The sequence below is a fragment of the Pseudomonadota bacterium genome (assembly GCA_018823135.1).
Taxonomy (GTDB): domain Bacteria; phylum Desulfobacterota; class Desulfobulbia; order Desulfobulbales; family CALZHT01; genus JAHJJF01.
Map to the genome: position 1 here is coordinate 34518 of JAHJJF010000016.1, position 12302 is coordinate 46819.

A 12302-nucleotide genomic window follows, 5' to 3' on the forward strand; every position below is an offset into this window, starting at 1 on the left:
CATGCACCGCAAAGCCTCTTTTCTTTACAGACAAAGACAATAGTATGAATTCTGTATAACACATGAAAATACAGGAACATAATGCTGCAACAATAGCTGCCATTGCCACTCCACCCGGCACTGGCGGCATAGGTATCATCCGCATCAGCGGGGCCTTTGCCCTGCCCATCCTCACAGGGCTTTTCAAGCCACGAACCAAGCGAGCAAAATTTCACAGTCACAAAATGTATTATGGCTGGATAGTTAACCCGGGCACCGACAGGGTTGTTGATGAGGTACTTGCCGTATACATGCGGGCGCCGAATACTTACACCCGTGATGATGTGGTTGAAATCCATTGCCATGGCAGCTATCTCCTTCTTCAGGAAATCCTTGGCCTCATCCTTGAGGCCGGGGCGGTGCTTGCAGAGCCCGGCGAGTTTACCAAGCGCGCTTTTCTTTCCGGCCGGATCGACCTTACCCGAGCCGAGGCGGTTCTTGAAATTCTACAAGCCAAGACCCCGGAAAGCCTCAAGATGGCAATGGCGCAATTGCAGGGCCGTCTTTACCAGCGGGTCCTTGAAATACGTTCTTCCCTTGTTTCTCTCCGTTCAATTATAGAAGTTGCAATAGATTTTCCGGACGATGATATTGAAATCCTTGACCCGGAAAAGTTTGAGGAGCAACTTGTCAGAGAGGTGCTGAACCCCCTTGATGAGTTGATCGCAGCCGCTGATCGCGGAAAAATATTTTTTCAGGGGGTTGCCGTTGTGATTCTTGGGCGACCCAATGTCGGCAAGTCGAGTCTGTTAAACAGCCTGTTACGGGAAGAGCGCGCTATTGTGACGCCAGTGCCGGGAACTACCCGCGATACCATTGAGGAATATCTCGATATCAGGGGCATTCCGGTGCGAATAATCGATACGGCAGGGATCAGAAACGCTGAGGGAGAGATTGAAGAGCTCGGGATCAAACGATCCCGCCAGAAACTTGAAAGCGCCGACCTGGTTCTTTTCATGATCGACGGCAGCGAGCCGCTATCTGATCAAGACACCGAACTCTATGCAAGTGTGGCTGAAAAGCCGATGCTCCTGGTTGCAAATAAAATTGACAAGCTTGGGAAATTTGATGACGCGCCGATCAAATGCCGATTTCCTGGGCGGACAATAATTTTCATATCAGCAAAAACCCATGCAGGGCTCGACAATCTGGAGGAGGCGATCTTTACTCAGATCACCGGGGGTGCAATGAAGGGTGACCCGGACCAGGATTGTGTGCCCAATATCAGGCATAAAGCCTCGCTTACCAAGGCCCGTGATGCAGTGCAGGGAGTCTTAGCCGGCACAACCATACTGTCACCGGATCTTCTGGCTATAGATCTGCAGACTTCACTGGATCATCTCGGCGATATTGTCGGCGAGACCGACGTTGAAGATATTCTTGATTTTATTTTTGAAGGCTTTTGTATCGGCAAATAGTCTCCCTCCCCTTTTTTATTATTGAACTTTGGATGATTCTTCCTGGGCTGCGGAATGTTTCGCATTGACGGCATTTTAGACTGCCGTTATAGTTTTTAAGAAAAATTAGTCAGCCGGCATTGATTCACTCCAGAAAGAAGGAATTATGGGAACAAAGGACGCCAGGAATCTTGACCTTGATCAACAGGTTAACTTTCTCAAAAAAATAGCCTTCTTTGATGATTTTGATGATCATGAACTCAAGCAGTTCTTGAATGTCAGCAAGTGGATGATTGTCTCTAAGGATACGCTGCTCATTGAAGAAAACTCAATGGGCCGAGGCTTCTATATCCTTGTGCAGGGCGAAGTTTCAGTTTTTAAGACCATTGATGGCGGAGCCGGCAAGCTTGAATTGACAACCCTGAAAACCGGGGATTGTTTCGGCGAAATGTCTCTGGTTACCGAAATCAAACGAACCGCCGGAGTTGAGACTACCAAGAATTCCTTTATTCTGATGGTTGAACCCGACATCATAAATACCTCCAACGTCTTTCTGCAGCTTAAATTCTATAAACGGTTCTGCGAAATCCTCGTAAGCCGCCTTATCATGGCCAACGAGAGGATGGTAACCCAGGCTGGGGAGCCTGTTAAAGTATCAAGTCCGGATAGAGAAAGGGCAAAAGAAAAAGTTAAGGCCCTTGATGACCGACGGGATGAGCTGTTCGTCAAGCCGAAAGCGGAAGGTCCTGGAAAAAACGTTGCAGAAGGTGGAAGGCTTGGCTCTTTGCCGCCGATGCCGGTGCGGAAGCCTCGGGTATCTCCGGCAAGCATCAGGCGCAAAATAGAGCCGGAATACTACCTGCACGTCAATCCTTCCGTAGCGGAAAGACTTTCGTCTTTCCTGGTTGGGGAGGTTGAGGATACCCGGAGATTTTCGGAGCTGATTCTTTTGGACCCTGTTTTAAGCAGTGTGGTTCTCCAGACCGCAAATTCTTCTTTTTTCAGGCGGGCGGTTACTGTAGCATCAGTGCCTCATGCGATGATTGCCGTTGGTATCAAGCATATTCAGACGGTGATTTCTGAAACCATTGAAAAGAGCAGGGAGATAACGGTTTTTTCAGGGGACGGAAGATTGACCGCGGCCCTGTGGGAGCATTCCGTTGCCGTGGGCAGGATTGCCGCCATGCTCAAGGACGCAATCCGGCTCAACATTTCAGGAGATATTTATCTGGCTGGCTTATTGCATGATTTCGGGATGTTTGCCCTTGACCGGATGGAGCCCAGATTTTATCCGCAGCTTTTGAATCCTGATCACATCTTTCATGATCTGAATGAGTCGGAGAAAGAATATATCGGTATTGATCACGGGCTTGCCGGTTGCTGGATTGCTCAGAAAATGGGGTTGCCTGGAGCATATGCGGACGTCATGCGATTTCATCATTTTCCGGAAAACACCAAGGATAATTTTCTTTCAGTGGCCCTGGTACATATAGCCGATGTAATGGCAACCAGCCGGAAAGTCTGTGTAGGGAACCAAAAGGATGCAAGCGAAGACCTGATTCGCTCTTTTGCCTGGGTGTTGATCCAGGAACAACACAAGGTGTTCATGGAAGTAAACTTAAATGAATTTATCAGTTCCTTTGCTGAAGAAGTAAACAAAGCCTGGGACAGCATAACCGGAGATGTCCTGATTTAATCGGCTCCTGCCTGTTTGGCATGTTTTTTTCGAGCCTGAGGGTTTACCGGCAGGAAAACAGATTCCTGAATCATTCAACTGGAGTGAACTGGTCCTTGCCCGCCCCGCAGACAGGACAGGTCCAGGAAGCGGGCAGGTCTTTGAAATCAGTGCCGGGATCAACGCCGTTTTCCGGGTCGCCTGCCGAAGGATCATAAACATATCCGCACACTTCACATTCATAGCTCTTCATTGTAATTCTCCGTTTTAATAATTCCTGTAGGGGTTTTAAGGTTTGCTTCAGTCTTAATCACATTTACAATGAGATGAAATTAATTTTTCCGCGATGATTTTTTATAATTATCATGGAGCAGTATATGTAGGTCAAGTATTTTGTTAATAACAAACCGTCATTCCGGCACAAGTCTGGGGGCTGTTATTAAAGATCAAAAGGTTGCAACGAACAAAAATGGAAATCGAAAAAACACTGGTTGTAGCTGCAAAAGATATTCGGAAAAGAACCAGGGCGCTCGGGCGTGAAATCACCAGAGATTACGCGAAGAAAGAGCTCCTGGTTATCGGAATCCTAAATGGTGCTTTTATATTTGCGGCGGATTTGGTTCGAGAGATAAACTTGCCCCTTGAGATAGATTTTGTAAGAGTATCCAGCTATGGAACGCAGACCGTTTCATCGGGAGAGCTGAAATTCAGCAAAGGCGTTGAACTTGCAGTCAGCGGCAAAGACGTTCTTCTGGTTGAAGACATTGTTGACACCGGTCTTACGATTAAAAGGTTGAGGCAATACCTTGCCGCATTTTCCCCCAAGTCCATAAAAATCTGCGCTCTGATCGACAAAAAGGAAAGAAGGGAAACAGAAGTTTCAATTGATTATATCGGGTTTGAGGTGTCGCAGGGCTTTCTGGTGGGGTATGGCCTGGACTGCGCTGAGAAATACAGGAATTATCCGGATATTTATCATCTTCGGATTAATACAATTGAGTAACGGTTTCGTGAGACTGGAAAAGACGATGAACCTCCAGGAAAAAGACAGAAAATATCTCTGGCATCCGTATACCCAGATGAAAGACTATGCTCATCGAGACCTGCTGATAATTGACCGGGCGCAAGGCCTCATGCTGTATGATGAAAAGGGTAGGGAGTATTTTGATACCATTTCGTCCTGGTGGTGTATTCTCCATGGCCATAATCATCCTGATATTAAGGCTGCTATCCTGTCGCAACTTGACAGACTGGAACAGGTCCTCCTTGCCGGCACATCCCATGAACCGGCAATCCTGCTGGCAGAGCAACTTGTACAATGCACTCCGGAACCGCTCACCAAGGTGTTTTTTTCGGATAACGGCTCAACGGCATGTGAAGTTGCGGTAAAAATGTCAATTCAATACTGGCGCCAGTCCGGACAGCCGAAGCGTCATAAAATCGTTGCTATAGAGCGGGGGTACCACGGCGATACAATCGGCACCATGAGTCTTGGCGGAGTGCCGGAGTTTCATGAGGCGTTTGGCTCGATGATGTTCGAATCCCACAGAATACCTTCCCCTTACTGTTATCGCTGTCCCATGGGAAATGAAAAGGATTCCTGCGATCTCGAATGCCTGGTTCCGCTTCAGGAACTCCTGGAAAATGAAGGAGAAACAATTGCCGCCTTTATCCTTGAACCGCTTATTCAGGCAGCGGGCGGCATGATAGTATATCCTGGGCGTTATCTTGCCCGGGCGGTTGAAATTGTCCGAAAATTCGGCGCGCATATTATTTTTGATGAAGTGGCCACCGGTTTCGGCAGGACTGGCCGGATGTTTGCCATGGATCATCAGGGAGTTGTTCCGGATTTTCTCTGTTTGTCCAAAGGCCTGACCGCAGGCGCCCTGCCTATGGCTGCGACCCTTGTAACCGAAGAGGTGTATCAGGGGTTTTACGCCGACTACTCGGAGAATAAAACTTTTTTTCACGGGCACACCTTTACCGGAAACCCGTTATCCGCTTCAGCGGCACTGGGATCGCTTAAAGTTTTTTCCAGGGAAAAACCATTTTCAACAATGCAACGGACCGTGCCGCATTTAAAACAAAGGATGCAGCGATTTCTCGATCTGCCGTGGGTCGGCGATTTTCGCCACCTGGGGATGATTGCCGCAATCGAGCTTGTTAAAGATAAACAAACAAAAAAGCCATTTGATCCGGTTGACAGGGTAGGATGGAAGATTTATTTGAAGGGCCTTGAAAAAGGGCTACTTTTGCGGCCGCTTGGCAACATTATCTACCTCTGGCTGCCTCTATCAACAACAATTTCCGAAATTGACGAGATCACAGAGCGCACCTGGCAGGTTTTATCCAATCCTGAAAATATTTCGGGTTTCTGGAAAAAGCCGGGACGTGGTATACCGACAGAGAAAAGGAAATGAATTTACAGAGTGAGGGCATTCCTCGCTGCTCGGAGTCGATTCTTTCCTGCGTGGGGAGCTTCAATAATAATTTGCAACCTGGATGTTTGTTTAAGGTATGGGTTGGTTTATGACGGGATATGAATTATAATAAAAAAACGGAATTCTTTTTGCTGCGCCCGTAGCTCAGCTGGATAGAGCGTCGGACTTCGAATCCGCAGGCCGGGGGTTCGAATCCCTCCGGGCGCACCAAATGTTTTATGGAGTTACTTCGAGGACAGGGGTTTGTAAATGTCTCAAGCGACGGTTACTCAAAAAAACAGCAGACGACCTGCTTTACTCTTTTTCCTGCTCGTCATTTGTTTTTCTTCGCCGGTCCTGGCGGGAGTCGTGGTGACGCCGGAAATGCTGGCGGGATCAGCCAGTATTATTAAGGAGCTTTCCCCGGCGGAAGCAAAGGAACTTATTGACACGCGAGCGGATTTGGTTGTAATTGATGTGCGAAACTTGAAGGAACTCTCGCATGGTGTTATTCCCGGATCGCTTCTCTTGTCTCTTCCGGATATTGCCAGGAAAAATTATGATTTGCCAAAGAAAACCCCGATTCTTGTTATCTGCACCCTTGGAGGGCGTAGTGATGCCGCCTCTCGATATCTTGCAAAAGATGGGTTTCCGGAAATTTTTTATATAAAAGGCGGGATTGCCGCCTGGAAAAAGGCTGGCTATCCTGTCATGTATTAATCTTTTAGCTGCAAACCAGCTATCACCCTCTCGTTTTAGTCTAACAGCACTCTCATAAAAAACTTAATACAAGGGCGACGACAAAGGAATCAATAATTCCCCTGAGAATATAGCGTAAATCAATATCTCCGAACCAGCTAATGCAGACAAAAGAGGTAAGAACGGCAGTGAATATTTCAGAACAGACAATTGCTATCCACAGAGAGTGCCAGGAATTTATTTTGAGAATTGGGTAAGAAATTTTTTCAGCGGGTAACGATTTTCAAAACTTCCAGGAGATCGATGGCATCTTGCACTTCGGTTTTTTCCTCGGTGATAACAATTTGAAAAAAATCACATTTTGTGCAGTTTTCTAGTTTGGCGGCAAAGTTTCCTTGGACTTTACCTCCGCAATAAGTTCCGGCAATAATCCAGCAGGACCGGCCGGCGTTATCGCCCCGGTGAATACCGTCCATGCTTTTTTCCGTGGAAGCAGGACAGACTCCAAGAGTTATTACATTTTCACCGCCCGGTTCGCGGCCGCATTTTTTAAATTCCCAGCAATTAAGTTTTTTTTTGCTCATAAACCGTTTCATCCTGTAATTGTTTTTCGGGTTGACTACCGGTATTGAACCATCTTTTCAGTACTTAATAAAGTATACACGGGTTTTAGAAAATTATGAATCTAATGTTTATGATAATTAATACTGTCAGAATCTGCCGGTTGAGATTTGAACTAAATTTACTAAGCCAAACAGCCGAACCATAAGATTTGAGTTTATCAATGTTTCCCTTTGCATGTGCAAGGTTTTATCCTGGAATATTAAACATGTTTGAAAAAATAATTTCTGTTATGTTTTGTATTAAGGAATAAAGACCGTAAGGACGTGCTCGGCTTATTGGAATATATCTGGTTTATGTTGAACGAGGTCTGTATGCAAGAAAATGAATCGCAAAAAAAAGTAATGGGCCATGGAAAAACCAAGAAAAAACTTCTTGAATATGTTCGAGAGGTTATGCAATTCAAGCATTATAGCAAGAGAACTGTAGATGTCTATGTCGGCTGGATACAAAAATATATTCTATTTCATAATAAGCGGCACCCCCTGGAGATGGGAACCAAAGAGGTTGAGCAATTTCTTTCTTCCTTGGCAAAAGAAGAAAATGTTTCTCCGTCCACACAAAAGCAGGCGCTTAATGCGCTGGCTTTTCTCCACAGACAGGTACTCAAACAGGATTTTGACTCCAAGGAAATACATGCCGCTGAAGCCTTGAAAAAAAGAAAATTGCCATTGGTGCTCAATAAAAAAGCAATTAAACACATAATTGTATGTATGAGCGGCAAAAACCAGCTCATGGCCAAACTCCTCTACGGCGGTGGACTCAGGCTTATGGAATGTGTAACTCTCCGGGTAAGAGATCTTGATTTTGCGCAGAAAAAAATTCATGTCCGAGATGAAAACGGCGAAGTCCTCCGGTCAACTTTTTTACCGGAACCGATGAGTCAACAGCTTATGGAACATCTTGAAAAAATAAGGGTAAAGCACACCAAAGATTTGGAAAATAAGAGCGGGACTGTTCCGATACCTGAAGCTATATTCAAGCAAAATCCTGAAAAGGAGAAGGATTGGGATTGGAAGTTTGTCTTTCCTGCTGAAAAAATAAGTGTTGATCCGTCGACTGGAAACAATCAGCGACTGCACGTACACGAGTCTTCCCTCCAAAAGGCAATCCGCAAGGCTTCCCAAAAAGCGGGAGTACAAAAAATGGTTTCGCCTCAGACCTTTCGGCACAGCTTTGCTATCCACCTGCTGATGGAGGGGACGGATTTACGGACAATCAAGGAATTACTCGGACACAAGGATTTATCAACGACATTGGTATATGCCCATATCCTTAAAGAGCAGGGAGTGGGGTCGCCGCAGAGTCCCCTTGATTTCTGATTTGAAAATAAAGGCAAAGGATCATTCCCGAGAAGATATTTGATAATTTTCGAAAAAATAGCCAGGGTTCTTGACGGAGTTCAAGGCCTCTGAAATTTTTCATCAAGCGCTATATGAAAGAAGAAAACACCCGCTTCAGGCTGTTTGCCAATACAAATTTCAGCGGATTACGACGGCTTGTTCAGGCTGGATTTTTTTTCTTTGTGCTGTTTGACGGTTGGCGGTTCTACAGGTTTTATCTCTGGGCGAGCGGTAACGCGGAAAAGTATGTGCCCCGGCCGCCCTCTGTAGAAGGGTTTCTGCCAATAAGTGCCTTGATGAGTTTAAAAAAACTGGTTCTCACTGGTCAGTACGACCAGATTCACCCGGCCGGCTTGACGATTTTTATTGCAGCGCTTGCTATCGGACTGTTTCTGAGAAAAGGGTTTTGCGGATGGATTTGTCCGGTAGGATTCACCTCGAACCTGGCAGAGTGGACCGCAAGGAAATTAAACATTCTGATCCGGCTGCCGGCATGGCTTGATTATCCTTTGCTTTCGGTGAAATACCTCCTGCTCGTGTTTTTCCTCTACATAATTATTTGGAAAATGCCCCTTTATGCAATCGAACAGTTTTCGCGAACAACCTACAACATGGTTGCTGATGCCAAGATGCTCATGTTTTTTCTCGATCCGTCAATCTTGAGTCTCTGGGTAATGGGTGTTTTGGTGGTAGTTTCGTTTTTCACCAGAAATTTTTGGTGCCGGTATTTATGTCCATATGGCGGTCTTCTGGGAATACTTGCCATGGCAAGTCCTTTTCAGGTAAAAAGACAGGCTGCAAACTGTATTGAATGTGATAGGTGTAATAAGGTTTGCCCGGGCTCGATTCGCGTATCCGGTAAAGAAAAAGTGCTCAGTCCCGAGTGCATCGGCTGTATGGAATGTGTGGCGGTCTGCCCGGCAGAAGACTGCCTTTCTTTGTCGATCTCCACGAAGAGAAAAATATCTGTATTTATTCTTCCGGTCCTGGTATTGGGTGTTTTTTTTCTGTTCTATCTGGTGGCGCAAAGCACCGGCAACTGGAACAATGACATGCCCCTGGATGTGGCCAGAAGACTCTATTCAATCGAGATAAGCGGGCTTGCTCATCCATAGCTCTATGTGATTACCGCTCCGCTTCATCTCATCGAGATTTCTTATTAGCAAGGAACTATCCAGACCAAGAACCCTAAGGTTTTCTGTTTGTATTACGGTGGCCTGGATAGTTCATGGGCTATCCCTCAGGAGCACACGGCTCAAAGTGCGACGTTAATATCCATAAATTGCTGGAAAAGAGAGACCAAATAATTATCGGGTGAGGTGCCGGTATTTAATCCGATGCGGTTGCAGCGCGGCATCTCCCAGCCTCTCTTTTTTATCCTTTTCATAATCCGAAAAATTACCTTCAAACCAGACAACCTGGCTGTCGCCTTCAAATGCAAGAATATGGGTGGCGATGCGGTCCAGAAACCAGCGGTCATGGCTGATTACCACGGCACAGCCGCCAAAGTTTTCCAGGGCTTCTTCCAAGGCTCGAAGGGTATTGATATCCAAGTCGTTTGTCGGTTCATCAAGAAGAATGACATTTGCGCCCTGTTTAAGTGTTCGGGCCAGATGAACCCGGTTTCGCTGGCCGCCGGAGAGAAGGCCTACCTTTTTCTGTTGTTCGGTTCCGGAAAAATTAAAACGGGAAACATAGGCCCTGGAGTTCACCTCACGATTGCCGAGAGTGATAACGTCCTGGCCTTCTGAAATGACCTCCCAGATGCTTTTCTCGGAATCAAGGTCATCACGGCTCTGATCCACATAGGCAAGTTTTACTGTATCCCCAAGCCTGATTGAACCGCTGTCCGGTTTGTCCTGTCCGGTAATCATTCTAAAAAGCGTTGTCTTGCCGGCGCCATTCGGGCCGATGATTCCGACAATCCCACCCGGGGGAAGGGAGAAAGTCATGTTTTCGAAAAGTAATCTGTCATCAAAGGACTTGGCAATTTTTTCAGCATCGATAACAAGCTTTCCAAGACGCGGACCCGGCGGGATATAGATTTCAAAGTCACGGGTTTTAGAAGCTGTTTCTTCGGTTAATAATGATTCATAGGCGCTGATACGCGCTTTGGATTTTGTATGTCGGCCCTTGGGAGACATTCTGATCCATTCGAGCTCGCGCTGTAAAGTCTTACGACGCTGGTCCTGGGTCTTTTCTTCACTCTGCAGTCGTTTCTCTTTCTGTTCAAGCCAGGAAGAATAATTGCCCTTCCAGGGGATGCCGTGGCCCCGGTCAAGTTCAAGAATCCAGCCGGCGACATTATCGAGAAAATAACGGTCATGTGTTACGGCAATGACCGTTCCTTCATACCGTTGCAGGTGCTGCTCGAGCCAGGCAACGGACTCGGCGTCAAGATGGTTTGTGGGTTCATCCAGCAGAAGAATGTCAGGATTTTTCAACAGCAGGCGGCAAAGGGCAACCCGCCTTTTTTCGCCGCCGGAAAGAATAGAAACCGGCGTATCTCCCGGGGGACAGCGCAAGGCATCCATTGCCATTTCAAGCCTTGAGTCCATATCCCAGGCATTGAGGACATCGAGTTTTTCCTGTACCGCCCCCTGGCGTTCGATAAGGGAATTCATCTCATCATCGGACATGGGTTCGGCAAATTTTTCGTTGATCGCATTGAATTCATTCATCAATGCCACGGTTTCCGCCATTCCCTGCTCAACGATCTGGCGAACGGTTTTGCCTTCTTCAAGAATTGGTTCCTGCTCTAATAATCCCACGGTCAGCCCCGGGGAAATAGTGGTCTTGCCGTTAAAGCTCGTGTCAGTTCCGGCCAGAATGCGAAGCAAGGACGATTTTCCCGAGCCGTTCAGACCCAGAACGCCAATTTTTGCGCCATAAAAATAGGATAGGCTGATATCCTTTAATATAGGGGTTTTGTCGTAAAATTTACTGACCCGGATCATGGAATAGATGATTTTGTTGGGCTCATCGCTCATAGAAAAACTCCTTAATAAAAGTATATTTTAAGTTTAGGTATATTGTTCGGATAGTCCAAAAGTTAAGCAAGTGAATATAGCATGCTTTTCAAGCTAGAAAACGAAAAATTTTAAACATAAAGCGGGGATTAAAGGCAAGAAGATATTTCCGGCAGCCCCGGTGCGTTCCACCGGGCCTTCGATAATTTCAACAACATTCGCCACAAGCTCGTGGATAATTTCTCGAATATCCAGCCCGCTTAAAAAACAAAGGTCTGAAGAGCCCGGAGCGGGGAATCCATCCCCAGGACCGTTGCATAAAAATCACAGGGTGCCTGGATATTTTTTACGGAGAAGACCAGGTGATCAAGGGCGAGAATATTCATGGGTCTTAATTCGCAAGGGAAAACAGCGGTGAATGCAGAAAGTTAATAAAAGGTTATGGCCTCAATGGCTCTTTCTAAGGGTTCGTATTGGTCCGTGCCAGCATAACTGATGACAAAACCCAAGGCATGGCGGTTAATTATTGCTGTATAATATTTTTGCTGTATTGTTTTTCCCCCCAACAAAAGAACCGCATTCAGACGATAGAATTCCCTGCCGTCCAGGTCAATCTGTTGTATCTCCTCGTCGATATCAATGTTTATCTGACCTGAATTCAGGAGCATTTTTACGTTCTGTAAATATTCTTTTCCGGTTTTGATGCCCGGCAGATGACTGACTTTTTCGGCAACTCCGGTTATGGAAGGGTTAAAAAAATCAACCGGGGTGCCGGGTGCCACCATAAAAGTCTGGAATAGATTATATACATTTTTTTCTGCGGCCTGGAGGCTTGCTTCCATATTTTTGTCGTCGCCGGCAATAATGTCCTGTCCTGTTTTAGCAATTGCTTTCATGGTTTCCTGGTCCACGGTGTACCAGTTTTCCGGGAGCTCGATCTTGAATTTGAAATAAGTATTATCATAGACGTTGCCAACCAGAGTTGCGGTGTCGGGTGAGCCGGCCGGTTTTTCGGAGCAGCCGCTGAATAGCAGAAGAAGCAGAATGAATAAAAAGAATCGAATGGTTGATTGTGTGACGTTTTTTTGCACGCTTTACTCCTTTTTGTTCTAGGTATCGGTGGTAGAGCCAACTCGGAA

General features: G+C 46.3%; 11 protein-coding genes, 1 tRNA gene and 1 pseudogene. 8 read left to right on the forward strand and 5 right to left on the reverse strand.

Annotated elements, in window-relative coordinates:
- The first annotated feature begins 62 nt into the window (after positions 1-62).
- Positions 63-1457: a tRNA uridine-5-carboxymethylaminomethyl(34) synthesis GTPase MnmE gene (gene mnmE / locus KKE17_01220; protein MBU1708603.1), complete on the forward strand. Its 1395-nt coding sequence runs from the start codon at positions 63-65 to the stop codon at positions 1455-1457.
- A gap of 145 nt (positions 1458-1602) precedes the next feature.
- Complete coding sequence (locus KKE17_01225; protein ID MBU1708604.1) at positions 1603-3132, forward strand: HDOD domain-containing protein; 1530 nt, start codon at positions 1603-1605, stop codon at positions 3130-3132.
- Positions 3133-3202: 70 nt separating this feature from the next.
- Here the strand turns inward: KKE17_01225 and KKE17_01230 are convergent, their stop codons facing one another.
- Entirely contained in the window at positions 3203-3364 is a 162-nt protein-coding gene (locus tag KKE17_01230; protein MBU1708605.1) for a rubredoxin, read from the reverse strand.
- A 216-nt stretch (positions 3365-3580) separates the two neighbouring features.
- Between KKE17_01230 and hpt the strand changes: the two genes are divergently transcribed.
- The 4 genes from hpt to KKE17_01250 all read left to right on the forward strand — a co-directional run bounded on the left by hpt (position 3581) and on the right by KKE17_01250 (position 6251).
- Positions 3581-4114, forward strand: a complete 534-nt coding sequence (gene hpt, locus KKE17_01235; protein MBU1708606.1) for a hypoxanthine phosphoribosyltransferase — start codon at positions 3581-3583, stop codon at positions 4112-4114.
- A 25-nt stretch (positions 4115-4139) separates the two neighbouring features.
- Positions 4140-5531, forward strand: a complete 1392-nt coding sequence (gene bioA, locus KKE17_01240) for an adenosylmethionine--8-amino-7-oxononanoate transaminase (GenBank protein ID MBU1708607.1) — start codon at positions 4140-4142, stop codon at positions 5529-5531.
- Positions 5532-5685: 154 nt separating this feature from the next.
- Positions 5686-5762: transfer RNA gene (locus tag KKE17_01245), tRNA-Arg, on the forward strand.
- A gap of 39 nt (positions 5763-5801) precedes the next feature.
- Positions 5802-6251, forward strand: a complete 450-nt coding sequence (locus KKE17_01250; GenBank protein MBU1708608.1) for a rhodanese-like domain-containing protein — start codon at positions 5802-5804, stop codon at positions 6249-6251.
- Between the two features lie 245 nt (positions 6252-6496).
- Here the strand turns inward: KKE17_01250 and KKE17_01255 are convergent, their stop codons facing one another.
- On the reverse strand, positions 6497-6814 hold the full coding sequence (locus tag KKE17_01255) for a hypothetical protein (protein MBU1708609.1): 318 nt from the start codon (positions 6812-6814) through the stop codon (positions 6497-6499).
- 351 nt (positions 6815-7165) lie between these two features.
- Here KKE17_01255 and KKE17_01260 point away from each other — a divergent pair, with 351 nt between their 5' ends.
- Together KKE17_01260 and KKE17_01265 are read left to right on the forward strand one after the other, a co-directional pair.
- Positions 7166-8173, forward strand: a complete 1008-nt coding sequence (locus KKE17_01260) for an integron integrase (protein MBU1708610.1) — start codon at positions 7166-7168, stop codon at positions 8171-8173.
- 113 nt (positions 8174-8286) lie between these two features.
- Positions 8287-9309, forward strand: coding sequence for a 4Fe-4S binding protein (locus tag KKE17_01265; protein ID MBU1708611.1), 1023 nt, complete (start codon positions 8287-8289; stop codon positions 9307-9309).
- A 192-nt stretch (positions 9310-9501) separates the two neighbouring features.
- Here KKE17_01265 and ettA read toward each other — a convergent pair whose 3' ends face one another.
- The 3 genes and pseudogenes from ettA to KKE17_01280 all read right to left on the reverse strand — a co-directional run bounded on the left by ettA (position 9502) and on the right by KKE17_01280 (position 12254).
- Positions 9502-11184 carry an energy-dependent translational throttle protein EttA gene (gene ettA, locus KKE17_01270; GenBank protein MBU1708612.1) on the reverse strand — a complete coding sequence of 561 codons (1683 nt, stop codon included), beginning with the start codon at positions 11182-11184 and terminating at the stop codon, positions 9502-9504.
- A 93-nt stretch (positions 11185-11277) separates the two neighbouring features.
- Positions 11278-11549: pseudogene (locus tag KKE17_01275) on the reverse strand (hypothetical protein).
- A gap of 42 nt (positions 11550-11591) precedes the next feature.
- Positions 11592-12254: a hypothetical protein gene (locus KKE17_01280; protein MBU1708613.1), complete on the reverse strand. Its 663-nt coding sequence runs from the start codon at positions 12252-12254 to the stop codon at positions 11592-11594.
- Between the last annotated feature and the right edge of the window lie 48 nt (positions 12255-12302).